Source organism: Rhizobium sp. 007, from assembly GCF_015353075.1.
Taxonomy (GTDB): domain Bacteria; phylum Pseudomonadota; class Alphaproteobacteria; order Rhizobiales; family Rhizobiaceae; genus Rhizobium.
In genome coordinates this window covers 2,720,851-2,746,166 of sequence record NZ_CP064187.1, presented here as the reverse complement: position 1 = coordinate 2,746,166, position 25,316 = coordinate 2,720,851, and the positions used below count along the sequence as shown (strand labels likewise).

22 protein-coding genes and 1 pseudogene are annotated in these 25,316 nt (G+C 59.8%); 14 read left to right on the top strand and 9 right to left on the bottom strand.

Annotated elements, in window-relative coordinates:
* Positions 1-42: 42 nt before the first annotated feature.
* From ISN39_RS13685 to ISN39_RS13665, 5 genes are all read right to left on the bottom strand, one after another.
* On the bottom strand, positions 43-1,953 hold the full coding sequence (locus ISN39_RS13685) for an adenylate/guanylate cyclase domain-containing protein (protein WP_194727868.1): 1,911 nt from the start codon (positions 1,951-1,953) through the stop codon (positions 43-45).
* 192 nt (positions 1,954-2,145) lie between these two features.
* Positions 2,146-2,919 (bottom strand): FadR/GntR family transcriptional regulator, encoded by a 774-nt coding sequence (locus ISN39_RS13680; protein WP_194727867.1) that lies wholly within the window; start codon positions 2,917-2,919, stop codon positions 2,146-2,148.
* A 9-nt stretch (positions 2,920-2,928) separates the two neighbouring features.
* The gene (locus tag ISN39_RS13675) at positions 2,929-4,209 is read right to left on the bottom strand and encodes a TRAP transporter large permease (protein ID WP_194727866.1); all 1,281 of its coding nucleotides are present in this window, start codon (positions 4,207-4,209) and stop codon (positions 2,929-2,931) included.
* A gap of 4 nt (positions 4,210-4,213) precedes the next feature.
* Positions 4,214-4,792, bottom strand: a complete 579-nt coding sequence (locus tag ISN39_RS13670) for a TRAP transporter small permease (protein WP_194727865.1) — start codon at positions 4,790-4,792, stop codon at positions 4,214-4,216.
* 145 nt (positions 4,793-4,937) lie between these two features.
* Positions 4,938-5,915 (bottom strand): TRAP transporter substrate-binding protein, encoded by a 978-nt coding sequence (locus tag ISN39_RS13665; protein ID WP_194727864.1) that lies wholly within the window; start codon positions 5,913-5,915, stop codon positions 4,938-4,940.
* A gap of 537 nt (positions 5,916-6,452) precedes the next feature.
* Between ISN39_RS13665 and ISN39_RS13660 the strand changes: the two genes are divergently transcribed.
* The 5 genes from ISN39_RS13660 (at position 6,453) to ISN39_RS36325 (ending at position 9,984) form a co-directional block, all read left to right on the top strand.
* Complete coding sequence (locus ISN39_RS13660) at positions 6,453-7,472, top strand: Gfo/Idh/MocA family oxidoreductase (protein ID WP_194727863.1); 1,020 nt, start codon at positions 6,453-6,455, stop codon at positions 7,470-7,472.
* Positions 7,473-7,586: 114 nt separating this feature from the next.
* The gene (locus ISN39_RS13655; protein WP_194727862.1) at positions 7,587-7,778 is read left to right on the top strand and encodes a DUF3008 family protein; all 192 of its coding nucleotides are present in this window, start codon (positions 7,587-7,589) and stop codon (positions 7,776-7,778) included.
* 280 nt (positions 7,779-8,058) lie between these two features.
* On the top strand, positions 8,059-8,400 hold the full coding sequence (locus ISN39_RS13650; RefSeq protein ID WP_194727861.1) for a helix-turn-helix transcriptional regulator: 342 nt from the start codon (positions 8,059-8,061) through the stop codon (positions 8,398-8,400).
* Complete coding sequence (locus ISN39_RS13645) at positions 8,387-9,664, top strand: HipA domain-containing protein (protein ID WP_194727860.1); 1,278 nt, start codon at positions 8,387-8,389, stop codon at positions 9,662-9,664. The genes ISN39_RS13650 and ISN39_RS13645 overlap by 14 nt, the downstream gene beginning before the upstream one ends.
* Positions 9,665-9,843: 179 nt before the next feature.
* Positions 9,844-9,984, top strand: a complete 141-nt coding sequence (locus ISN39_RS36325) for a hypothetical protein (protein WP_246763205.1) — start codon at positions 9,844-9,846, stop codon at positions 9,982-9,984.
* On the opposite strand, the pseudogene ISN39_RS36320 reads toward ISN39_RS36325, so the two are convergent.
* Both ISN39_RS36320 and ISN39_RS13635 read right to left on the bottom strand, forming a co-directional pair.
* A pseudogene (locus tag ISN39_RS36320) lies at positions 9,971-10,158 on the bottom strand (ISAzo13 family transposase); the annotation flags it as partial. The gene ISN39_RS36325 and the pseudogene ISN39_RS36320 overlap by 14 nt on opposite strands.
* 26 nt (positions 10,159-10,184) lie before the next feature.
* Positions 10,185-13,427: an adenylate/guanylate cyclase domain-containing protein gene (locus tag ISN39_RS13635; RefSeq protein WP_194730191.1), complete on the bottom strand. Its 3,243-nt coding sequence runs from the start codon at positions 13,425-13,427 to the stop codon at positions 10,185-10,187.
* A 359-nt stretch (positions 13,428-13,786) separates the two neighbouring features.
* On the opposite strand from ISN39_RS13635, the gene ISN39_RS13630 reads away from it, so the two are divergent.
* The gene (locus ISN39_RS13630) at positions 13,787-14,407 is read left to right on the top strand and encodes a nuclear transport factor 2 family protein (protein ID WP_194727858.1); all 621 of its coding nucleotides are present in this window, start codon (positions 13,787-13,789) and stop codon (positions 14,405-14,407) included.
* A gap of 84 nt (positions 14,408-14,491) precedes the next feature.
* Positions 14,492-16,327: a hypothetical protein gene (locus ISN39_RS13625; protein ID WP_194727857.1), complete on the top strand. Its 1,836-nt coding sequence runs from the start codon at positions 14,492-14,494 to the stop codon at positions 16,325-16,327.
* Positions 16,328-16,361: 34 nt separating this feature from the next.
* Here the strand turns inward: ISN39_RS13625 and ISN39_RS13620 are convergent, their stop codons facing one another.
* Positions 16,362-17,801, bottom strand: coding sequence for an MFS transporter (locus tag ISN39_RS13620; protein ID WP_194727856.1), 1,440 nt, complete (start codon positions 17,799-17,801; stop codon positions 16,362-16,364).
* A gap of 97 nt (positions 17,802-17,898) precedes the next feature.
* Between ISN39_RS13620 and ISN39_RS13615 the strand changes: the two genes are divergently transcribed.
* The 7 genes from ISN39_RS13615 (at position 17,899) to ISN39_RS13585 (ending at position 24,378) form a co-directional block, all read left to right on the top strand.
* A complete protein-coding gene (locus tag ISN39_RS13615) occupies positions 17,899-18,330 on the top strand; it encodes a helix-turn-helix domain-containing protein (RefSeq protein ID WP_039845766.1) in 432 nt (143 codons plus the stop codon).
* Positions 18,331-18,344: 14 nt separating this feature from the next.
* Positions 18,345-19,421: an Ldh family oxidoreductase gene (locus ISN39_RS13610; RefSeq protein WP_194727855.1), complete on the top strand. Its 1,077-nt coding sequence runs from the start codon at positions 18,345-18,347 to the stop codon at positions 19,419-19,421.
* A gap of 113 nt (positions 19,422-19,534) precedes the next feature.
* The gene (locus ISN39_RS13605) at positions 19,535-20,287 is read left to right on the top strand and encodes a FadR/GntR family transcriptional regulator (RefSeq protein WP_194727854.1); all 753 of its coding nucleotides are present in this window, start codon (positions 19,535-19,537) and stop codon (positions 20,285-20,287) included.
* A gap of 23 nt (positions 20,288-20,310) precedes the next feature.
* Complete coding sequence (locus tag ISN39_RS13600) at positions 20,311-21,285, top strand: sialic acid TRAP transporter substrate-binding protein SiaP (protein ID WP_194727853.1); 975 nt, start codon at positions 20,311-20,313, stop codon at positions 21,283-21,285.
* A 63-nt stretch (positions 21,286-21,348) separates the two neighbouring features.
* Positions 21,349-21,921, top strand: coding sequence for a TRAP transporter small permease (locus tag ISN39_RS13595; protein WP_194727852.1), 573 nt, complete (start codon positions 21,349-21,351; stop codon positions 21,919-21,921).
* A gap of 4 nt (positions 21,922-21,925) precedes the next feature.
* A complete protein-coding gene (locus ISN39_RS13590) occupies positions 21,926-23,332 on the top strand; it encodes a TRAP transporter large permease (RefSeq protein ID WP_194727851.1) in 1,407 nt (468 codons plus the stop codon).
* Positions 23,333-23,346: 14 nt separating this feature from the next.
* The gene (locus ISN39_RS13585; protein WP_194727850.1) at positions 23,347-24,378 is read left to right on the top strand and encodes an L-idonate 5-dehydrogenase; all 1,032 of its coding nucleotides are present in this window, start codon (positions 23,347-23,349) and stop codon (positions 24,376-24,378) included.
* Here the strand turns inward: ISN39_RS13585 and ISN39_RS13580 are convergent.
* Positions 24,375-25,313, bottom strand: coding sequence for a dihydrodipicolinate synthase family protein (locus ISN39_RS13580; protein ID WP_246763204.1), 939 nt, complete (start codon positions 25,311-25,313; stop codon positions 24,375-24,377). The genes ISN39_RS13585 and ISN39_RS13580 overlap by 4 nt on opposite strands.
* Positions 25,314-25,316: the final 3 nt, after the last annotated feature.

Below are 25,316 nucleotides of genomic sequence, written 5' to 3'. Positions count from 1 at the left end.
TCCAGAAGGCACAGAAGAACGCGGGGGGAGCACTTGCCGCGCTCATGCCGTGTTTCGTTCGATAAAGCCTGAACGCAAAGCGGTTTCTGGAGCCTTTGCACGGGAAAGTTCCTGCAGGAATTGTTCCATCAGAGGAGAATTTCCAAAGCGTCGATAGTTGCGTTCGGAGGCCAGCGAAAACTCGGGTTTGGTTTGTACCAATCGCGCCATTGCAACCTGGGCTTCCGCCACATCCCCGCGACCCGCCAACAATGCGGTTCGGATCAGCAGGCAGTCCGCGTCCTGCGGCGCACGGATCAGGCACTCTCCAATGACGCTGTCTGCCTCTTCCAGACGACCAGCGGCATAAAGTGCCTGGCCGTGGACATAGGTGTAGTATTCCGGCGCCATAGGGTGTAGGCGCCGCGCGCGTTCGGCGTTGCTTACTGCCTCGCGGTAAGCTCCGAAACGGACCTGCGCCTTTGCCAAGGCCATCAGGCTGTCAGGGTCGTTGGGATTGAATTCCACCGCGCGACCCGCGGCCTGCAAGGCGCCGGGATAATCACCGCTGGCTGCAAGACCGAAGCTCAACACCTGGTAACCAATGGCAAGGTTGGGATCGAGACGGATCGCCTGTCGCGCCTCGCTCAAGCCCGTCTCCACGTCGGCCATCGTGGCTCGCCCGCTTACGCCTTGCGTCATGTCGATGATGTAGGTCATGCCGAGATGGGCTCGTGCCAACGCATATCCCGGATCCAGCTCCAACGCGCGATGATAGAGTGCTCGCGCGGCAAGAAGCGCTTCTTTGTCTTTCGAACCATGTTTGTAACGGTCGCGCGCTTGGAGGACGAGGTCATAGGCCTGCAGGTTTTCGGTTGGCCGCTTTGAGGCGTCGGCAACTTCAGATTCGCGAACATATGATACGAGGTGCGAAACAATCTCGGTCGTGAGTTCCGTCTGTACGGCAAAGACGTCTGCGATGCGGCGATCATAGCTTTTCGACCACAGATGGGCGCCGCTGCGCGTATCAATCAGCTGCGCGACGACGCGAAGCTGATCACCCACTCGCCGCGCGCTGCCTTCCACGATATAGCCAGCATCCAACTTTTCGCCGACTTCGCGAATATCGGCCGCCTCTCCACGCAATGCGAATGTGGAATTGCGAGCGATCACCTGAAGCTCGGGATTGCGCGCCAGTTCCGTGATGATGTCTTCCGTGAGTCCATCGGCAAAATAGTTCTGTCCCGTATCGCCACTCATATTGTCGAAGGGAAGCACGGCAACTGAGGGACGCCGATCCATATCTCCGACGCCGGACAGCCAGGTAACCCTGTCGGCGATCGTTTCTGTCATCGCTTTCAATCCAGGAACCTGGGTTGCTGCGATGAAAAGCAGGAGGATGCTTAGGCCAATCGCATAGGGCACCGCTCCGCGCGACCCGTGCAGGGCGCGCGTGAGCCGCCTCAATCCGCTACCACTGGCGTCGTCTAACCTGACCGCATATACCTCAAGTTGCTCAGGGATGTTTTTGACTTGCCGGAAGCCAATTCTTTGGAAAAGGTCACTACGACCGCGGTCGGCGCTCCGGACGACCGCAGCACTCACAAGAATGCTGCCAGGCTCGGCCATGGATTCAAGTCGCGACGCGACGTTGACGCCATCACCAAACATGTCGCCATCATCTTCGATGACATCTCCAAGATTTATACCGAGACGCAGATTGAAAGGGCTTTCGGCAAAGCCGAGCTGGATGCCGATAGCCGCATCAAGGGCTTCATTCACGCTTGGAAATGCGGCAAGGAACCCGTCGCCGGCGCTCTTGAAAATCCGGCCACCGTGGCGCTCGACCGACGGTTTGATTATATCGTCGAAAACTGAACGCAGCTCTGCATAGGTCGCCGCCTCATCCTCGGCCATGAGGCGGCTATATCCGGCGATGTCGCCGGCCATGATTGCAGCGAGCTTTCGTTCCACGTTGAGTCCTCGTTATTCCGGCTGAAGATTACAGCATGGTCGCGATTTCAGCCATTCACAGTTGAGTGCGCACAAGGTTTCAGCCGTCGATGCGATCTGCATGGCCCTTTTGAAACAGACGCCAGTTTTTTGAAGCTGCGTGTGAGCGGGCTCTGCCAACACAGGCTACCTTCGGGTTGGAAGAAAAGGATATCAGCCCTTGCGCTTGGCCGTTCCTGAAATCCATTTTGCCTGCTGGCCGCTCAACAGGTCGCGATAGCGTTCCTGGCTGGCGGTCAGGTGGGCGCGCATGGCGGCGCGGGCGGCTTCCGGGTCGCTTGCGGAAATCGCCTTCAGGATTGCCAGATGCTCGCGCTGCAGACCTTCCTGGTAGTTGCGGGATAGCATGCTGTCGGTACCCCAGGGCGAAGCGACGTCGCAGGGGATTGCCCGCATGCCGAGTGCATCGAGAACCTCGACATAATAGGAGTTGTTCGTGGCAGCCGCAATTGCGCGATGGAAAGCAAAGTCGCTCTTGCCCGTTGCCTCGCCACGCTCAAGCAGCCGGTCGAATTCGAAGAAAGCTTCGTGGATCTGTGCCTCCTGGGCGGCATTGCGCCGGAGCGCAGCAAGCCCCGCACTTTCGATCTCGAGCCCCATGCGCACCTCGATCACGTTAAGCGCATGGGAGATCTTGTTACCGACGTCGAGGGTGATCGAACCGAAGGCAAGCGTCGGGTGGTCCTTGACGAAGACGCCGGCGCCTTGCCGCGCCTCGACGAGTCCATCGGCGGCGAGGGTCGCAATCGCCTCGCGGACAACGGTGCGGCTGACGCCGAAGAGCTCGCCCATCCGGCTCTCCGTCGGCAGCTTCTGGCCGGGCGCATATTCCCCAGACAAGACCTGCGCGCGGATGGCCGAAACCACGCTTTCAGAGAGTTTCGGCCTTCGCTCGATCCTCAAATCAACGACTGCATCGGCCGCCATGTCGCTCTCCTACTTGAACGCAGCCGGCAGCCACAGCGAAATGGCCGGGATGTAGGTGACCAGTCCGAGCACCACGAGGCCTGCGCCGTAGAACGGCCAGATAGAACGCATAGCCTCCCAGACGGAAATCTTGCCGACCGCACAAGCCACGAATTGCACCGCGCCGACTGGAGGCGTGTTCAGCCCGATGCCGAAATTCAGGATCATGATCACGCCGAAATGCACCGGATCGACGCCGTAGGCCTGCGCCACCGGAAGGAAGATCGGTGTGCAGATGATGATCGTCGGTCCCATGTCCATGAAGGTGCCGAGCACAAGCATCAAAACATTGAGCAGGAGCAGTACCGTCAGTGGATCGTCGGCCACGGCCTTCATCCAGGCCACCAGCGAGGCAGGCACCTTGAGGAAGGCCATCAGCCAGGAGAAAGCGGCGGCGGTGCCGATGATCAAAAGCACCATTGCCGTCGTGCGCACGGCGCCTTGCGTGGCGTGGACGAAGTCTTTCCAGCTCATCTGGCGGTAGACGAAGACGGTCACCAGCAGCGCGTAGAGCACAGCGATGCACGAGCTTTCCGTCGCCGTGAAGATGCCGGACCTCACGCCGCCGAAGATGATGGCGATCAGCAGGAGCCCGGGCAACGCGACAGCGAGCAGATGCGCCACCATGGTAAAGCCGGGGAACGGCTCCGTCGGATAGCCGCGCGAGCGCGCGACGATGTAGGCAGTCACCATGAGTGCAACTGCAAGCAAAAGGCCTGGCAGTATGCCGGCGGTGAACAGGTCGGCGATGGATATCTTGCCGCCGGCAGAGATCGAATAGATGATCATGTTGTGGGAGGGCGGCAGAAGCAGCGCGATCAGCGCCGCCATCGAGGTGACGTTGACGGCGTAGTCCGCGCCATAGCCGCGCTGCTTCATCTGCGGGATCATCAGGCCACCGACGGCTGCGGCTTCCGCCACCGCCGAACCGGAAATGCCGCCGAACAGCGTCGCAGTGACGATGTTGACCTGGCCGAGGCCGCCGCGCACGTGGCCGACGAGGGAAGCGGCGAAGGAGACGATGCGGCTCGCGATGCCACCGCGCACCATCAGGTCGCCGGCGTAGATGAAGAAGGGGATGGCGAGCAGCGAAAACACGCTCATGCCGGAATTGAGCCGCTGGAAGACGACCAGCGGCGGCAGGCCCATGTAGACCACCGTGGCGAAGCTGGCGACGCCGAGGCAGAAGGCGATCGGCGTGCCTATCAGCATCAGAGTGGTGAAGACACCGAACAGGATCCAGAGTTCCATCGCACTATACTTTCAATTTGACGTTCGGGTCGGCATTGACGTTTTCGATCTCGACGGCGATCTCGGCCGGCAAAACCTCATCCAGCGCATCGTCGATCGGTTCGCCGGCGAGGCGGAGCACGATGCGCTCCAGCGAGAAGATCACGGCAAGCACGCCGCCGCCGGCGAGCGGCAGATAGTCGAACGCGCCCGAAATTCCCAACGACGGCAAGGTGGTGTTCCAGGTCAGGTTCATGAGCGCACCGCCGTACCAGATCATGCCGGCACCGAAGGCGAGAATGACCACGTCCGAGATCATGCGCAGGACGCGCTTGCCGGATTTCGGCAGCACGTAGAGCAGCACGTCGAAACCAAGATGGTTGTTCTCCCGGATGCCGACGGCAGCGCCGAGGAAGATGAACCAACTCATCAGCATGACGGAGCCCGGCTCCGTCCAACTCGGCGAGTCGTTCAGCACGTAGCGGCAAAATACCTGCCAGGCGACGAAGGCCGTCATCAGCACCAGGCCGGCGCCGGCGAGCCACAGGGCGGCGTTGCTCAGGCGCGCCAGGAAGTTGACGGCGGGTGTCAGGCTATTCGACATAAAGGACCTCGTCGAATTGGGCGTTCACTCTCCCTTATCGGGAGGATCGATGAAGATATGCGCGAAACGGCAGATGAACCGGGGCGGAGATGACCGCCCACCCCGGTAGCTTACGTCGCCTTCCCGCAAAAAAGGCAAGGTGCGGCTACTGCACCGCCTTTACATCCTCGACCATCTTCTTCAGCACGTCGTCGGTGACGTGCTTCTCGTAAACCGGGGCCATGGCGTCGATGAAGCCCTGCTTGTCCGGCGTGGTGATCTGCGCGCCGAGCTTTTCGACATTGGCGCGCGATTCAGAGACTTTGGCTGCCCAAAGCTCGCGCTGCTTGGCGACGCTGTCCTTGGCCGCCTGCTTGAAGATCTCCTGATCCTCCGGCGTCAGCTTGTCGAACGCGACCTTGTTCATGACGAACACCTCCGGCAGGATCGTGTGCTCGTCGAGCGAGTAGTTCTTCGCCACTTCTGCGTGCTTGGCGGTGTCGTAGCTCGGGAAGTTGTTTTCCGCGCCATCGATGACGCCCGTTTCGATCGCCGAGTACACTTCGCCATAGGGCATAGGCGTGGCGTTGGCGCCGAGGGCCGCCACCATGTCAACGAAGATGTCGGACTGGATTACGCGGAACTTCAGGCCTTTCATGTCGGCAACCGTGCTGATCGGCTTCGTCTTGTTATAGAACGACCGCGCCCCGGCGTCATAATATGCCAGCACCACGAGGCCGGCCGGTTCGAACGCCTTCTTGATCTGGTCGCCGATCGCGCCGTCCATGACCTTGTGCATGTGCTCTTCCGAACGGAAGACATAGGGCAGCGCCGGAACGATGGTTTCCTTCACCGTCCCGTTGAACGGCGCCATCGAGATGCGGTTCAGCTCGATCACGCCCGAACGCACCTGCTCGATCGTGTCCTTCTCCTCGCCGAGTTGGGCGGAATGATAAACTTCGACCGAATAGCGGCCCTGCGTGCGCTCTTTCACCAGCTCGCCGAAATATTTGACGCCCTCGACGGTCGGATAGCCGTCCGGATGAGTATCGGACGATTTCAGCACCGTTTGAGCGCTGGCCGCGCTGCTCATGAACGAGGCGGCAACCATAAGACCCGCCGCCAGTTTAACTAAGTTTTTCATGCTCTCCTCCCGTTTTGCATGACGATTTAATTTTTCAGATCAGGTAACGCCTTCTTTGCGAGCCAAAAAACGGGCCCTCGCAAGCTTTCGTCCTCCTTCCGGCGCTCTTTCGCGACCGGACGCTGGTGGTCCGGCACGATTGAGAAGCTCCGCGGAATTAGAAAAGGGTTCATCGAGGGCAACCGACACATCTCGGTGCCCATTAGGCTCACGATGGCGCGCGCTGCTTACCTCCGAATAGAGGCGCGTGCGCTTTTCTCCTGGATACAGAAGATTTGGATCGATCAGCCCCCTCATTCTTGCCGCTCCTCCAACCGGCCCATTATGGCTAGAACCAGCAAGGTGTAATGTCAACATACAAAACCTACGCACTTGTATGATGAATTTTTTGCGCCGCCGCGGCGGTTTCTCAACGTCAGTGCGCGGGAGAAAACAGGCAGAGGAAGTTGGAGACGCGGCCATATCGAAGACATTGACAAGCAGGTGAATGCGGGCATTCCTGTATCGACCGACTGACGGGTTGACGGAGAGACTGAGATGGCAAAATTGCGCATCGGGCTGATCGGTCTCGGCATGGCAGCAGCGCCGCATGCCAAAGGGCTGCTCGATCTTCAAGATAGGGTGGAGGTCGCTGCCGCCTTCAGCCCGACGCCTGCGAGGCGGCAAGCATTTTCAGGAACTTACGGTTTTGCGACTTGCGAGGACGCCGAGACAATATTCGCCGACCCGTCTATAGCCGCGGTCATGATCCTGACGCCGCCCAATACGCATCTTAAGCTGGTGCGGCGGGCAGCCGAAGCAAACAAGCATGTGCTTCTCGAAAAGCCGCTGGAGATCACACAGGAGCGGGCGAGGGCGCTGGTCGAGGTGACGGAGCATGCCGGCATAAAGCTTGGCATCGTGCTTCAGCATCGCTTTCGTCCGGTCAGAATTGCACTTGCCGCACTGATCCATGACGGACGCCTCGGCGAGATCGTCAGCGCTTCGGCGCGTCTCCACAACTGGCGGCCGCAAAGCTATTATGACCAGCCGGGACGCGGCACGCGGGCTCGCGATGGCGGCGGCGTGCTTCTCACCCAGGCCATCCACACACTTGACCTTCTGGTTTCGCTCGCCGGCCTTCCGGAGGAGGTCAGAGCCTATACGACAACCAGCAAGGTGCACCGCATGGAGACGGAAGATCTGGCGATGGCTGCCATTCGCTTCGCAAGCGGAGCAATAGGCACGGTAAGCGCTACCACCTGTGCCTACCCCGGTTATCCGGACGAGATCGACGTCATCGGCACGCGCGGCATGGCCCGCCTTGACGGGCGACGTCTTGCCGCTTCCTTCCACGATGGAACCGAAATCTCAATCGAAGACGAAGCAGCCGGCGGTGCCGGCGCCGATCCTATGGCCTTCCCGCACGACCATCATCGCTCCGTGCTTGCCGATTTTCTCGATGCCATTGAGGATGGACGCGAGCCGCGCGTCAACGGGCGCGAGGCACTGCAGGTTCACCTCCTCATCGACGCCATTCTCGCCGCCGCCCAAAGTGGCCAGCCGGAACGTCCATAAAAAGCTCCCGCGAGCAACCAAGCCGGCATCGGTAAGCTCCGTCTGGTTCTACTTGGCACTGGCTCAGGAACCAAGCTTCCCGGCGGGAGTTGAGCGTGGAAAGGAGGAACCGACATGCCAGCAAAATCCAAAGCACAGCAGAAGGCGGCTGGAGCAGCCCTCTCCGCAAAGCGAGGCGGAATACCGAAAAGCGAGCTTAAGGGGGCCTCCAAGCAGATGGTTGAATCCATGAGCGAGAAACAGCTCGAGGAGTTTGCCGCGACCAAGACCAAAGGAAAGCCAGAACACATCTCCCGGAAGAAGTAGGATAACTGCGTCAAAGGCGACCACCGATCATACGCAATCCGTAAGGGCTCGAACACGCGAGCGCTATAAAACCGGTGCCGCGACTGCCGTTAAACTCCGGCATTACCACAAGGACCGCTCCTTCTTCCGTTGTTCGATGTACTGATCGAAGAATGTTACCTTGAAGGCTCGCTATCTCAATTTATGACACCTTGAGGTGACATCGGGTTGACAAATTGAGTACATGCTGCAATGTTCTCTTGAGGTTACTTTACGACAGATAAGGAGCTTTCAAGGTATCATGGTGGCAAAAAGCGCATTACTTTTGGCGCCCCCTTACGCTGTAGAGCGCTCACTGAACGTCCTTGGGGCAAACCTCAAGACAGCTCGCCTTCGTAGAAATCTTACGCTTCAGGAGGTCGCTGAAAAGATCGGTGTCGTCAGGCGCGTGGTTTCAGACGCCGAGAAGGGTAAGCCTTCAACCAGCATTGCCGTATATATCGCGCTGCTTTGGGCATATGGCCTTACGGAACAACTCACGCAAGTTGCCGATCCCGAAACAGATCAGGAAGGGAAAGCTCTCGAAAGGGCACGGACACCTCAGCGGGCACGACAGGAAAGAACATTGGATGACAATTTCTAAAGACGGTCCTTCGGATTGCTTTGTTTATATAACCCTTCCAGAAAAGACCAAGCCGGTAACCGCTGGCCGCTTTTCGCTAAAACAGGATCGGCGAGGCACAAACGTGGGGCAGTTTGTCTACGGTCGGAGCTATCGGGAAAACCCGGAAGCCGTTGAGATTGACCCTGCTGAACTACAAATTGCCGCTCGAACTTATGAAACAGCGGCAATGGGTGGTATGTTTGGTTCATTACGCGACGCAGGACCAGACCACTGGGGGCGTAGACTGATCGAGAAATACGTTGGCAAAGCGCCTCTGGGCGAACTGGACTATCTACTCCATTCCCCTGACGACCGCGCGGGCGCATTAGGTTTCGGATTGAATGTCGAGCCACCTGCTCCGAGGCGCCATTTCAATAAGACCATTGACCTTGCACGACTACAAGAAATCGCGGACGCAATAGTGCGCGACGAGGATGTCGACGAAGCTGCCGAACGAGAGCAGATCGAGAAAATCCTATTGCTCGGCACGTCCATGGGCGGTGCACGACCGAAAGCAGTCGTAGAAGACGAGAGCGGCCTATGGCTCGCCAAATTTAACCGTACCGATGATCGTTGGAATCAAGCGCGAGTGGAGCATGCGATGCTACGACTCGGCCGTGAATGCGGTCTGGTGACGGCTGATAGTCGCATTACGTCAGTCGCCGGGCGGGATGTCCTTTTGGTGAAACGGTTTGATCGAGAAAAATCCGAAGACGGCTATTACAGAACGAGGATGGTGAGCGGATTGACGTTGCTCCGTGCCGAGGACAGCCACCGTTCTCGTGATCTATGGTCATACATTTTACTTGCGGAAGAATTACGTCGTGTGTGCGCAGAACCGCAACGTCAGGCACAAGAGTTATTCAAACGCATGTGCTTCAATGCACTTATCTCGAACACCGACGACCATCCCCGAAATCACGCAGCTATTGCAAAGAACCGGAGCTGGAAGTTGTCGCCCGCCTATGACCTGACTCCCTCGACGCCAATAAGTGTTGAACAAAGAGACTTGGCGCTCATTTGTGGAGATCAAGGTAGGATAGCTCGCGCAAGCAATTTTCTCTCTCAGTGCCATCGTTTCCTCTTAGATAAGGAGGAGGCCGTTAAGATTGTAAAAGACATGACAAAAATCGTTCGGACGACATGGTACGATATTGCCCGATTAGCGGGAGTATCTGAAAGCGATTGCAGGACCATTGAAGGCGCATTCGTCTATCCAGGATTCGAGGCCGAAAAATTGTGAGTGATGAAGTCAGCCTTCCGACCGATTGCGAGATCATCGCTACACAGTTCCGCGAAACTCAGCGATGAACTTCAAGCCATCCGGGAAGCCAATGTCATCGTCTCCAATCTGCCGCCGATCATCGGCCTCGGCATGGGCAGCAGCTTCGAATACCAGCTTCTGAGTCTCAGCGGGCGGCAGTGCCGCCGAAATCGCGCAGCGCCCTCGGCCTTGTGTTCGCGGCCAACCAGGATCCGGCGCTCAACCGGGTCTTTACGACCTATGCGGCCCACACGCCTCAGCTCTATGTCGATATCGGCCTTTTGGGCCGCCATTCTTGATGTCTCCGACCAGTTCCTTCTTCTGGTGTCGACCGAGATCGCCGGCTCAGCTACCGCCAGCGCCTCTTTCACCCGATCGTTGATGTAGCCAAACTGCGCATCGCGGGCGGGATGGTTTATTCCCTCGCAGGCCTTGCGGTTGGCCCGCAGAATGTAACCCATCTGCCGCAACAGATAGCCACCACGTTGTGGCCGAGGGATTACATCCTTGCCGTTTTATTCTGCCCTTCGAACCATCCGGTAATGGCGTCGAGGCGCCGTTCCACTCTCGTTTTGCGGCCCGTCGAGCGGTGGAGCTCGGCAAGGCTTTGCGTGGCCTTCAGTTCCCAGGTCTTTGCGCCCTGTTTTTGAGCGAAGGCGGCCGACTTGCGGAACGCGCGCTCGGCGGAGTGAGCATCGCCATTAAGGTACAGGCCGGCCACGCCTCCGAGGCGGAGCAGTTCCGCTGTAAAGTAATGCTCACCTGTCTTCTTGGTCAGCGCCAGCGCCTCATCGATGACGCGGACGGCACCTTCGAATTCGCCAAGCGCGAGGTTCGCTTCTGCCAGCAGGCCGAGATAGCAGGGCTTGTCTATCTGCTGTTCGCCGAGGTTGTCGCAGGTGCCGCGCATCTGCTGCAAGCCCCGGCCGTCGTGATGCGCATGAACCATCGCCCAGCCCTGAAAGAATGATGCCAGGTTCGCCCATAGCTGAAAGCCGTTCGCCTTGGCCAGCGGGCCCAACTCGTCCACCATTGCCTGCAAGGCGGCCACGTCCTTGCGCAGAGCCATCAGAACGCAGCCGTTTCCAAGCCAGCCCGCCAACTGGTAATCGGATTGCTGGCGCGCGCCCTGCTCGGCCTCGTGATAAAGCATGATGGCGCGCTCGTGATGTCCAAGCAGATGCAGTGTCCATGACAGATAGATCATCGTCATGTTCGGAAAATCGCTGCCGACCTCATCGGCCTTCGCGCGATAATCGAGAGCCTCCTCCAGATATTGCCGGGCCTCTTCGAGCTTGCCCTGCGAAAAGAGGCACATGCCCTTGAATTGCATGCCGAGGACGAGGGCTTTCAAATTCTGTTGCTGACGCCCCATATCGAGCAGCTGGTCGCTTGCCCATTCCGCATCGGCGAACCGCGCTGAATTCAAGGCGGTACCAAACAGCCCGTCCAGGGCGCGGATACCCGCTTCCGGATCGCCGAGACTTTCGCTCAAAGACATGACATTGCGATAGGCCGCGCTCCCTTCGGGCGTGACGTGGCCGAACGTGGCATAAAGCACATCGCCGCGTTCGAGCTCGAGCTTGAGGCATTTCCGGTCGCGTTCCCGCGATGGCGGCAATTTTTGAAGGCACTCCAGCCCGTTTGCGAACATATTGGCGGCCTCGACCTTCGCCCAGGTGGCGCCCGTCTTGAGGCCAGCGGTGAGCCAGCAATCGGCTGCCCGTTGGTAGAGCCCGGCCGCAGCGAGATGTTGCGCAAGGACTTCCGGATGCTCGGCCGCCTGTCTTGGATAGAGCTTTTCGATCCCTTCGGCGACAAGATGGTGCAATTGTCGGCGGCGCTCGCGTAGGAGGGTTGCCTGGGCCGCCTCTTGCAGGAGGGCATGGGTAAAACTGTAGCTCGGCCAGTTGATCGCCGGTTGCGGCGCGATCAGTCCGGCTTGGATCAGGCGATCCAGGATCGAAACGAGAGCCTCTTCGGACAGACCGGAAAGATGCGCAAGCAGCCCGATGTTGAACACTCTGCCGATGACCGCCGCCATTTGCGCGATCATCTTGCCGTTCCCCAGCTTGTCGAGGCGCGAGAGCAGGAAAGACTGCAACGTCACCGGTATGCCCGCCGCCGTATCCGGTCCTTCCTTCAATATGCTGGCAGCATGGCCGTCGGCGACCGCGCGGCACAGTTCCTCGACGTAGAGCGGCACTCCTTCGGCCCTGGCGAGAACGAAATCGTTGGCGTCATCGGTCATAGCGCTGCCGGCTGCCAGCACGCGGCAAAGCGTCTGGGCTTCGAAGCGGGTCAGCCGCTTTAGCCGGAGCCCGTGCAGCGATGGATTTTTCACAGGCGCCTGCAGCGTTGCCTCACGCGAGGTGACGACGACCAGCATGGGCGCGAACCGCACTTCATCGATCAGCGTTTTCAGCACGTCGCCGGAGGAGGGGTCGATCCATTGTTCGTCCTCGATCGTCAGCCACAGCGGGTTGGCCTGCGACATGCCCTGCAGCCATTCGACGAAAAAGCGGCGCACGATCGTCTGCTGCTCTTTCGATGTCAGGTCCGGCAAGGAATAGTCCGTTTGCTCGATTGCCAGCAGTCGCGAAAACACGGGCAGCGTTTGGGAAAGCGGAATATCGCTGGAGGCAAGGATCGTCTCCAACAGTTCCGCATTCGCCTTTGCCGGCGCGGCATCGTTGATCCCCGCATGACGCTTCAGCAGATCCAGAAACGGATACAAGGCGCTGTTGGAATAGGCAGGCGCACATTGAAGCGTCAAAGCTGTAAAGTGCGGAGCGCGTGAGCGCGCCTCGAAAATCAGCCGCGATTTGCCGATGCCCGCTTCGCCCGAGATCAGGATCGCCCGTCCGCCCTTTTCAGCCACGATCCCATCTGCAAGTTCACGCAGGCGGTCGAGTTCGGCGCGCCTGCCGACAAGCTTCGTCAAGTGGGTTCTTTTTGCGAACCGGTTTTCCAGCGTTCGCGCCTTGTCGACACGCCAGATTCGCACCGGATCGCCGAACCCCTTCAACGACTTCGCACCAAGATCGACAAAATCGAAGGCTCCGTTGGCGGCGTCGCGGGTCTTCTGGTCGGCAAGAATTGTCTGAGGGGCGGCCAATGTCTCCAGCCGCTGGGCGAGGTTTGGCACAGGTCCGAAGGCGACAGTCGACACGCCGGCGGGCGCTCCAGCGAAATCGCCGACAACCACAAGCCCGCTTGCGATCCCGATGCGGATCTGCAACCGGGATCCGTCAGGCGTTTCAATCTGCGGCATCGCCTGTATGAGGCTGAAGCCGAGCCTGATCGCGCGTTCCGCGTCATCTTCTTCCGCTGTCGGATAACCGAACAATGCCTGCAGCGCGTCGCCGATATAGTTGGCGGTGAACCCGCCGTGCGCATCCACGAGTGCGGCGCATCGGTTGAGATAGGTTTGAGTCAGCTTGCTGAAGTCTTCGGGATCGAGGCGCGCGGCATATTCTGTCGAGCCGACCATGTCGCAGAACAGGATGGTCAGCGGCCTTCGTTCCACGGGCACCATCGGCCGCTGACGCGGTTCGTGGGCATCGTCCAGCTGTGCGATGGCGGAGAGGATTTTTCGGCGCGGACCGAGAGGGATTCCAAGCTCTTTGAGGTCATCGTCGGACAAGAGACGAAGCGTGTCGAAATCGATCTGCGCCTGCGCAAAAGCTTCCCCAAGCCGACTAAGGCCGAGCGTGTTCAACCATTTTGAAACCTCGTCCATCGTATTCCCTGCGAGAAATCCGTTCTTCGGCATTCACGGTGATCTGCTGAGGTCAATCGCAATCACGCCGCCGGTGTCGTCGTCCCGCGGCGTCCGATTCATGTTACATGGAGCACTGAGTAAAGCGGAACATGTAACTCTTCTAAATTTAGCAATTTCTTTCTTACTATTTCAATATAATGTATTCTACCGTTAGTTGGGGACTTCATCAAACAGTGCATCGGACTGCGGCGGCTTCGATTTCAGTCGAACGACTATGCTGATCCGGAGAGAAAAGCCGTTCGGCAATAATCTCGCAAAGTCCGGTGCCCAAGGCATCTGCCGATCTTCAATCGAGGCGCGATCAACAGGAGGGAAACGTGGCTATTCTTCGAAAAGAGAAATGGGCGACAAATATACCTGCTGCATTCATGCTGGCGGCCGCTGCGGCGATCTGGCTGATATCCGATCGACCGGCGTTGGCAGTGGACCCAGTATGTGACGATCCCACCGCCAAGAACTGGAAATACCCGATTACGAATCCCGAACCGGCCGAACGGCAAGCGATTATGGATCTGATCCACCGCTACTACTGGGCGCTGGACGAAAAGAATGCATCCGCCATTGCCGAGATGTTTACGCGCGATGCGGAATATCAGGTCTGTAGCGGAGGCGGAGGGCTCAAACGCGAGAAGAGTGACGATCCTGAGCAATTGGAGCACTATTTCAAAGGCCTTTTTCTCGATCTCAATGATGCGCAATCGCGTATCCGCCACTTTGAAAGCAATACGCTCCTGAACATTGTCGATCCGAATGCCCCGGGGACGGTCGAAGCAAAGTCTGCCATGCTGGCAGTCATCCAGCGGGCTGACAACGAAGTGCCCACGCTCGACTATGCTGCGGTTTTAAGGGCGGTTTTCTTCAAGGAGAACGGTGCCTGGAAGTTCAAAATGCTGACGCTGATTACTGACGAGCCGAAGGTTATGACGCGGGCGCGGTGAAGGTCAGGTTTCTGACGGTTCGAGATTTCGCGTGTTCGGGCGCCGGCCAACCGGGCGAAGCATCTGTGCCGGAGGAGTGCGGAAATGGGTGTGAAGGGTATCGGCTTCGCATTCATGATCGGGGCTGCAGCGCTTGCCCCGGCTAATGCCCTGGATCGGCCGAAGGCGGATGACGTTTTCAATCCAGAGTCGGCCGACGAAAAGTTCGCCGAAACCGTTGATCGGTGGAACGGCGCCTTCCTCTGGGAGCCGGCATCTGCCAGCACCAACATCACGACCCGGTTCGGTGACGAGGCCCGTGCGGTTTTCGGGCCGATCCCGGACGCAGATTGCGGCGGCGGGGGTGCGAAAACGATCCCGCTCGAAGTCGACGGCAATATCGTCGACCTGCAACCAAACCCCGACAAGGCGGGCAATCCGCTGGAATTCGAACACCGGGATGCGGACGGCGCCGTGGTCAAGTGGACGGCAAGCATTCCAAAATGCGATAAGCCGTCGCTTGCCGGCAACGTCACTTATTGCGGCCTGAACTCGCGTCTGAACCGCGTCGTGAAAGGCAATGTGGAATGGCTCTTCCTGTGCCGCAAGTCCAATGCCAGCCTGGAGCTTGAGCCCGATCCTTATTGGCAGCGGTCAAATCCGAAATTCTCGCGCTTCGGCTCGATCGGGTTCAACAGGGGCACCGGCGAGATCGTGTTCTTCGACGGCCGCAAGGACCAGGAGGTGTTCGACTGGTCGAAGCCGTTCGTCCCGCCGGGCGGTCGGTCATATTCCGACACAGCCGGGCGGGCGGCGGCAGAAGCGCTTTACGATCAGACGTTTCAAATTCAATGTTCGGCATGCCACGACAACAAGAATCCCTACGTCATCAATCCGCATATCGGACAGGCAAGAATTGGCTATCCGGACGGCAGAAATGATCCGAGAGCCCGGGCCTTCAGCCTCGGCGCCTATCTCCCGAGACTCCCCCGTGATGAGAGGACGCCCTTTCGCGTCATCGGGTCCGGCTATACCAGCACCTACGCGGCCGAACTGAAGAACGCGAGCACGGTACGAGATCCGAACGGCGACTGCACGGAGTGCCACACGCTGACGACGCAGACGACCGGGCAGCGTCTCGCGCCTGACGCGGTTGGGCGTGAGCCGTTCATTTCCAATCCCAGCTGGGCACAGCTTCTGGAGCTTCGCGCCGAGAAGGAAAACTTCCGGCAGGTGGATATGCACCGGACGGAATGGGCACGGCGCTCCGGCGGCGGCAGAATTCACCCCTGGATGGTTCCGGCAAACGGTAACGATGTATCCGGGCACTCATCGCAGATCAGCCTTGACGCGTGGCGCGAGCTCAGCGATTGCCTATGGGGCGGTGGCGGGCCGGAATGCGGCTACCGCCCGCTCTACACGCCCTGTCCCGCTCCGGGAAAAGGGGCGGGCGGTGACGGATCGGCTCCGGGCGACCTCGCCGTCACCGTTTTGCCGCCGGACCCCGACGCGCCCGCGGAGCGGCGTATTCGTGTGAGCTGGAAGTACCTCAACAGCTACGGCGAAGTCCCCGGCAGAGACGACGTGCGATTCAACATGGCCGTCAGGGAGAGCCTCATTCCTGCGGCAGGCGAGGAACCGCATGCGAAGGACTATCCAAGTTTGGATGAAGCTATGGGCAACGATTTCCGGGCGCTTCGCCCGAAGGTCGGGTTGTCCGGTTCGGCACGGCTGATGCAGAACGCCTCCTATTTCGGACACGCACAATATTCCGAGGCGTCGAGTTCAATGGAACGCCGGGAATACCGGCTGGACTTTCCCGGTACCTGCAATCGCCGATATGCGATCCGCATCCTTCCGAAGAGATTTTGCTTCGACCAAAGCGATGTTGCCTATGGCTCGGAGGACTATCTGCTTTTAGCGGATGTCCGATGCGATTGATGGCCGCGACTGGAGCCGCGGCCATCTCTTGGGTTCAGGATGGCATGACCTGATCGCAGGGCAGATCGCGGCAGCGCCTGATGCCCATGGCAGTGATCAGCGCGCCAGCCACGGCGGCTGCGACCGGGACGATCAGCGCCGTTTGAAGCGATACCAGCCGGGCTTCGGCAGATGTAGCTTCGCCAAGAACATAGGCGCCGATGGCACTTGCACCCGACAGGCCGAGGGCTGCGCCGAACTGAAAGGCGGTATTGACCAGCCCGCCGGCCAGCCCCTGTTCGTCTTCATGAATGCCATCGGTGGCGGCGATTGTCAGCGGGCTATAGGCGATAGAGAAGGCCAGTCCGAGCAAAAGCATGCTTGGGAAGATTGCGGCATATGTCCAGTCGAGCTCCATCCCCAACAGCAATGCGTAGGAGATGGCGGCAAGAACGAAGCCTGCGAAGATAACGCGGTCGTTTCCGAAGCGATCGACAAGCCTGGGCGTCAGGATGGGAGCGACGACCGCGTCGATGCCGATCACAAGCATCGCAATGCTGGTCTCAATCGGCGTCCAGCCAAGCAATTCCTGGAGATAGAGCGTCGCGATAAACTGGAAGCCGAAGAACGACCCGGCAAACAGCAGCGCTCCGAGGTTCGACCGGACGAGGGAGCCGGAGCGGAATATTCCGAAACGCACGAGCGGCGCGGCGGACAGACGCTCGATCAGGAAGAAGGCAAGCCACAGGGCCGCGCTCACGCCGAAGATGCCGAGCGTCCATGCCAGGTTCTGGTCCGGATGTTCGAGGCGGGTCACGCCATGAACCACAAGCAGCATCGCTGCTGTGAGCGTAACGGCGCCTGGAATGTCGAAGCGCTCCCTGGTGGTTCTAGACTGTTTGTCGGCGATGAGCCTGATTGCGGCGGCAAAGATGAGGAGCGCCAGGATCACCGGGGCAAAGAACACCCAGCGCCAGTCGATTGCAGCAAGCAATCCGCCCAGGACGAGCCCGAGCGAGAAACCGGCGGAAGCCGTGGAGGCGTAGATGGTCACTGCGCGGTTGCGCTGGGGACCCTCCGGAAAATTCGTCGCGACGAGCGCCAGGCCGGCCGGTGTCATGAATGCCGAGGCGGCGCCTGTGACGAAGCGGGCCAACAGGAGCATCCAGCCCTCCGTCGCAAGGCCGCCGAGTCCGGAGAATGCAATGAAGACGGCAAGTGCAAAAAGGAAGACCCGGCGTTTGCCGAAAATGTCCGCAGCACGGCCGCCGAGCAGCATGAAACCGGCATAGCCCAGCACATAGGCGCTCACCACGCCGCTCAGCGTGGTTGTCGTCAGATTAAGATCGGCCCGGATTGCCGGAAGCGCGATATTGAGCATGGCAACATCGATGCCCTCAAGAAAGATGGCTCCGCAAAGGACGATCAGCGTCGCTGCGGCACGCGGCGTCATAGGTGCGGCGCCGGCTTCGGAAGAAGAAAGGGTCGTGGACATAGGCTTGGTCCTTCGTTGACGATGAAGGGAGCGAGTGACTTTTCGTCAGTCAGTTCCCTCTTGTAACCATCAAACAATTAGGCCATGCTCCGGACCCATGAAAGAAGGCACTTTAAACTCACCGAGTAACCTTTGCAGCAGCGAGGCGGATTACGACGTCCTGCAATGGGATGTGCGCGAAGGCTGCGAGGTGCGCCAGATCCTCGATCGGATCGCCGATAAATGGTCGCTGCTGGTGATCGCTCTTCTGGAAAAGCGCACGCTCCGCTTCACGCAATTACGCAATAGCATCGAAGGCATCAGCCAGCGCATGCTGACGACCACCTTGCGCAACCTTGAACGCGACGGAATTATCGAGCGAACGGTCTATCCCGTCGTGCCGCCGCGCGTTGAATATGCGCTGTCGCCGCTCGGCTGCACTCTGCACGAAACCATCCGCGCGCTGGTGGGGTGGACGGAATCGAACCAGGCTGAAATTCTGGCGGCCCGAGCCCGTTACGACGCCAAGGCAGCCAGCGAGCGCTGGTGAAAGGTGATTTTCCGATGCCGACTGAACATCCGACTTCGCCTGTAAGGGCGACGCTTGCTTCCATCGATCGCTTCTGCCGCGCCGTCTTCATTGCAGCGGGTGCTGACGAGGCTACCAGCGATGGAGCGACGCGGGCGATGATGCATGGGACGCGGCTCGGCATCGACAGCCACGGCGTCCGGCTTTTGCCGCACTATGTCGAAGGCTTGATGAAGGGCCGCATCAACCGGCAGCCGAAAGTGGCGCTTGCTTCGGCATTCGGAGCGGTCGGTGTGCTCGACGCCGATAATGGCCATGGAGGGCTTGCTACCTTCGTGGCGATGGATCATGCGATCGAATTGGCGGACCGCCATGGCATCGGCGCCGTGGCCATCCGCAATTCCTCGCATTTCGGGCCGGCCGGCGCCTATGCGCTTCATGCGGCCCGGCGGGGCTTCATTGGTCTTGCGTTCTGCAATTCCGACAGTTTTGTCCGCTTGCATGACGGCGCGATGCGCTTTCACGGCACCAATCCGATCGCCTGTGCGGTGCCGGTTCCCAACGACAATCCCTGGCTCTTCGACATGGCCACCAGCGCGGTGCCTTATAATCGCGTTCAGCTTTACAGGAGCCTTGGCAAGAGTTTGCCGGCCGGTACGGCTTCGGATAGCCACGGCTACGATACCACCGACCCGGAGCAGGCCGATATGCTGGCGCCGCTTGGCGGTGAATTCGGCTTCAAGGGGGCCGGGTTGGCCGGATTGGCCGAAATCCTCAGCGCCGTCCTGACCGGCATGAAATTGAGCTTCGACATCGCGCCAATGCCCGGTCCGGACTTCTCGACACCGCGCGGACTGGGTGCCTTCGTGCTGGCGATGAAGCCTGAGGCTTTCCTGGACAGACACCACTTCGACGCTGCCATGACGCGTTATCTGGAGACGCTGCGCAATTCGCCGGCCCGCGATGACTTGAACGTCATGGCGCCAGGCGACCGCGAATGGAAAGTCGCCGAAGACCGCGAGAAAAATGGTGTCGAACTCGACCCTGCGACAGCGGCATCCTTTGCGGCGCTTGCCGCACGTTACGCTCTGCAACCGCCGTTCGGTCCATAGAGCCCGTCCTTGCGGCGGATTGACGCATAAGACGATCAATGTTACGAATGGATGAATTGGTCAGGCCACTTGGCCAATTGCGCGTTTGAGGAGAAACGCGCCGGGGAGGCTAGATGTTTTCGGCTGTTGAATCGCGCCGCCTTTACAGGCAGGTGGCTGACCAAATTCGTTCGATGATCGCGGCTGGCGAGCTGGCCGTTGGCCAGCGCCTCCCGCCGGAGCGCGAACTGGCCGAAAAGCTGGCGGTCTCGCGTCCGACCATTCGCGAGGCATTGATCGTGCTGGAAGTGGAAGGGCTCGTGCATATCCGCATGGGCTCGGGAATATATGTCGCCCGCAAGCACACCGTTCAGCCCGCTCAGCCGGAGCGCGAACCGTTCGAAGGGCCGTTCGAGCTGCTGCAGGCCCGCTCCATCATCGAATGCGCGATCGCCGAGGAGGCTGCGCAGCGCGCAACCGCCAGCCACATTGCAGTGCTCGACGAGAACCTGCAGCAGATGGCAAGCGTTGTGAACGATACCGATGCGGCGCTCGAAATCGACCGCGCCTTCCACACGGCAATTGCCGGCATCGTCGGAAATGCCGCGCTCATCCGCTTCACCGGCGAAATCTACGATCAGCGCATGACGCCGTATTTCGAGAAGCTGGCGAGCCATTTCGAGGGACCTGATTCCTGGACGCGCGCGATGGAGGAGCATCGCGCCATCAGAGATGCGATCGCCGCCAATGACCCCGCAGCCGCCAAACAGGCCATGCGGACCCATCTCGACAGATCGCAGAAGAGATTTTCCGAAAGCTTCGGGGAGGAGCTTTTCGGGGAAGACGAAGGCGGCCGCGCTGCGGCCCGGAGGAATGCAAAGATCTAACGCAAGCTCGGGAGGAAAGAGCGATGAAGATCAGACTGGCTACGATAGTTTGCACCGCAGCCGCCATCATGGCGACGACAATTGCCGCACATGCACAGACGGTCCTGAAATGGGCCCATGTCTATGAAACGTCCGAACCCTTCCACACGGATTCGGTCTGGGCATCCGAGGAGATCAACAAGCGCACCGGCGGGCGCTACAAGATCGAGGTCTATCCCGCTTCACAGCTCGGCAAGGAAGCGGACATCAACCAGGGACTGAAGCTCGGCACCGTCGATATCATCATTTCCGGCTCGAGCTTTGCCGCCCGCGATTACAAGCCGATCGGCGTCACCTACTATCCCTATATCTTCCGCGGCCCGGCACATCTGATCGCCTACACCAAGAGCGATGTCTTCAAGCGCCTTGCCCAAGGCTACGAAGACAAGACCGGCAACCATATTGCTGCCGTCAGCTATTACGGCACGCGCCAGACGACCTCGAACAAGCCGATCGCCAAGTGCGCCGACATGCAGGGTCTCAAAATCCGCGTTCCCGACGTTCCAGCCTATCTCGCAATGCCGCGCGCCTGCGGCGCAAACACGACGCCGATCGCCTTTGCCGAGGTCTATCTTGCGCTTCAGAACGGCACGGTCGAGGCACAGGAAAATCCGCTGACGACGATTGAGGCGAAGAAGTTCTACGAAGTTCAGAAGAACATCATCCTGACCGGCCATATTGTCGATCATCTGAACACCGTGGTTTCCAAGACCCTGTGGTCGAGCCTCTCCGACGAGGACAAGACAATCTTCGAGACCGTGATGCGGGAAGCTGCAGAGCGCACCACGAAGACAATCGAAGGACGGGAAAACGGCCTCATCGCCACCTTCAAGGAGAAGGGGCTCAACGTGACGGAAGTCGACAAGGCCGACTTCGAAAAGGCAGTTGCCGAGAAAGTGGCCTTCGAGGATTTCGGCTACGAAAAGACCGACTGGGAAGCCATCCGCGCTATCCAATAATCGCAAAGGATGCGGCGCCATTCAGCGCCGCATCCTCCCTTCCGGCGAAAACGGACGTTCCCCATGTCGCAAGAAGTCCACACCCAGATCACCCCAGACGAGATTGCCCATACGTTCGAAGGCGCGGCTCCGACCGCCAAAGCCTCGGATTATGCCCCGGAGGACTGGATCACCCTGATCGTCTTCTGGCTCATGACCGGCTGCGTCTTTCTGCAGTTCTTCACGCGCTATGTATTGAACGACAGCTATGCCTGGACGGAAGAGATCGCCATCAACTGCCTGATCGGCGTCGTCTTCCTTGGTTCGGTCATGTGCGTGCGCACCTCGCGCCACATCCAGGTGGACGTATTCTACCACTACATGCCGCAGCGGATGGCGAGGATCCTTGCCAGCTTCGTCGATGTCGTCCGTATCGGCTTCTTTGCCTACGCCTGCCATCTGATGTGGCGCTATGTGCAGATCGTCGCCGGGGAGGAGATGGTGACCATCGCGCTGCCGCGCAACATCGTTTTCTACAGCGTCTTTGCCGCATTCGTCCTGATGCTGCTGCGCGCCATCGTGGTCTTCGTTGCCAATATGCGCCGCGGCTATTCCGTTCTGGAGCGGCCCGAGGAATTCCAGAAAATCGAGGATTGATCACATGCTCCTGCTTGTCGGCTCGTTTCTCCTGCTGATGGTCATCGGCGTGCCTGTCGCGATCTCGATGGCGACCGCCTCGGTGCTCTATATCGTTCTTTACGGCGTCGCGCCCGACATCATCGTCGCCCAGCGAATGATCGCCGGCGTCGAGAGCTTTCCGCTGCTTGCCGTTCCCTTCTTCATTCTCGCCGGCAACCTGATGAATTCGGCAGGCGTGACCGGACGTATCTATTCGTTTGCGGTCGCCCTCGTCGGCTGGATGAAGGGCGGCCTCGCGCAGGTCAACATCATCGGCTCTGTGATCTTCTCCGGCATGTCGGGAACCGCGCTTGCGGATGCCGCCGGGATCGGCACCATCGAGATCAAGGCGATGAAGGACCACGGCTATCCGGTTGAAGCAGCCGTCGGCGTCACGGCGGCCTCGGCGACGCTCGGCCCGATCTTCCCGCCGTCTCTACCCTTCGTCATCTACGGCATGATGGCGAACGTCTCGATCGGCGCCCTGTTCATGGCCGGTATTCTGCCCGGCATCGTCATGACCGTTCTGATGATGGTGACCGTTGCCGCATTCGCCTATGCGCGGAGCTGGGGCTCGGACGCACCCTTCGATGTCAAGCAGCTTCTGTCGGCGTCGCTGGAAATCGTCGTGGTGCTGCTCGTTCCCGTCGCGATCTACCTCATGATTCTTGCCGGCTTGTCGATGAACGTGTCGGCCGGCATCGCGCTTGCCGCGCTTCTGGCACTGGACTGGTATTTCTCCTTTTCAGCCGTCATGGCCCTGATGACGCCGGTCATTCTCATCGGCGGCATGACAATGGGCTGGTTTACGCCGACGGAAGCGGCAGTCGCGGCTGTGCTCTGGTCGCTTTTCCTGGGGCTGGTGCGCTACCGCACCATGACACTCTCGACGCTCGCCAAGGCGAGCTTCGATACGATCGAGACCACGGCCTCGGTTCTCTTCATCGTCACCGCGGCCTCGGTCTTTGCCTGGCTGCTGACGGTCAGCCAGGCCGCACAGCTCTTGTCGACGGCGATCCTTTCAATCACCGACAACAAGTGGGTTTTCCTGATCCTCGTCAATCTGCTGATGCTTTTCGTGGGCTGCTTCCTGGATACGATCGCGGCGATCACCATCCTTGTTCCGATCCTGCTGCCGATTGTGACGCAATTCCAGATCGATCCCGTGCAGTTCGGCCTGATCATGACGCTCAATTTGATGATCGGCTTGCTTCATCCGCCGCTCGGAATGGTATTGTTCGTCCTTTCGCGGGTGGCAAAGCTCTCCGTCGAGCGCACGACCATGGCGATCCTGCCCTGGCTCGCGCCGCTGTTCGTCGCACTGATCCTGATCACCTTTATCCCGTCGGTCTCGCTCTGGCTGCCGCAGCAGCTCGGGTTGCTGAAGTAATGGGGAGGAAGCTTATGCAGACGCGATTTGCCCGGCTTTACGGAGCGCGGGACCTGAGGGTCGAGGCAGGCTCCGTGCGGGAACCGGGCGAAGGCGAAGTGCTCTTGCGCATGGCGGCTGCAGGGATCTGCGGCTCCGACCTGCATTACTACCAGGACGGCGGTTTTGGGCCGGTGCGCGTGCGCGAGCCGATCATTCCCGGACACGAGGCGTCGGGCTTCGTCGAGACGGCGGGCGCCGGAGTGGCCCTGCCTGAGGGCACCCTGGTCGCCGTCAATCCGAGCCAGCCGTGCGGATCGTGCGAATATTGCAAGCGTGGGCAGCCGATCCACTGCCTCGACATGCGCTTCATGGGAAGCGCCATGCGGCTTCCCCATGAGCAAGGCATGTTTCGCCAGTGGCTGGTCGTGCCGGCGGTGCAATGCGTTGCTGTTTCCGGTGATGTCAGCGCGGCCGAAGCGGCATGCGCCGAACCGCTGGCCGTCTGCCTGCATGCAGCTTCACGCGCGGGCGAGATCGCGGGAAAAAAGGTGCTGATCACCGGCGCCGGCCCGATAGGATGCCTTGCCGTTGCCGCGGCGCGTTATCGTCAGGCTGCGGAAATCGTCGTCACCGACCTTGCTGACGCCGCGCTCCGGCGCGCAAGCGCAATGGGAGCGGACAAAACGATCAATGCAAAAGATCAGGATGCGCTCGCGCCCTACGAAGCCGGCAAAGGCTATTTCGACCTTGCATTCGAATGCTCTGCCGCAGCGCCGGCAATCCGCTTTGCGATCGCGTCGGTCAAGCCGCGCGGCACGATCGTGCAGGTGGGCGTGACCGGCGACATAGCCATTCCGCTCAATGCCCTGGTCGGCAAGGAACTGCATATCCACGGTTCGCAACGCTTTCACAGCGAATTCAAAGATGCGGTGGCATTGATCGCCAGCCGGCAGATCGACATCCGTCCGATCATCAGCCACAGCTTCCCCCTCGAACGCGCTTTGGAGGCTTTCGAGCAGGCCGGCGACCGCTCGGCTGCGTGCAAGGTGCAGCTGGTGTTTTAGGGCGCAAAAAAGAGCTCGCCTAGCGCCTCGCGCGCGATCTCGCTAAGCCGCGCAGCCTCCGTCTCGTCGATGGCGCGGTAGGGCCACCGCAGCCGTGTTCCGACAGGTCCCCAATTGCCGATTGCGCTCAGCAGTTTATCAAGCGCGGCATTCGAATAACCGGCCTTCTGGCGGAAGGGGACGATGTGTTCGTCCATGAATCGGCAGATCCGGCGTTCCGTTTCCAATGCGGCCTCGAGGTTGGTCTCAATCAGATCGGTCCATCGCTGCGCGCCGCGCGGGCTGAGGCAGGCGACATTGGAAAATGCGCCTGCAGCCACGCCTTCTCTCATGCCGGTCGCCAGATGATGGCCGGGTACGAAGAGCGAGAATTCCTGGAGGTGTTTCCGCGCTTCGCCATACCAGTCCGCGCCGCCATCGGAAAGCTTGATCCCGACGATATCAGGGCAGGGGATGCAGATATTTGCGAGCTCTCTGGGCGTTAGAACGCGTTTGGCATGCGGCGGATTGTAGAGGATCAGCGCAATCCCATCGGCGACCTTAGATGCCCTCGCCAGGAAATCGGCAGCTTCGAGATCGTTGAGCGGCCACCAGTCCGGCAGGATCACCTGAATGGCAAGCGGCCTGAACGAGGCTGCACGCCGGACGCGGTCCAGCTGGATCATCGCATCCGGCTGGCATGCGCCGATGACGAAGGGCATTCCGGCTTTCGTGCAACGCTTTGCCAGCATGGACTGGATGCGGTCGAATTCCGCTTCGGTCTGGTTGTGGAATTCGCCTGCCGTGCCGTTCGAATAAATGCCGTCGACGCGGGCTGCGATCAGAATATCGATTTCCTCGCCGAGCTTATCGAAATTGATGCTGTCGTCTGGATTGATCGGCAAAAGAAGGCTTGCCCAGTTCCCGCCGATCGGATGCCGCCTTTTTTCTGTCACCGA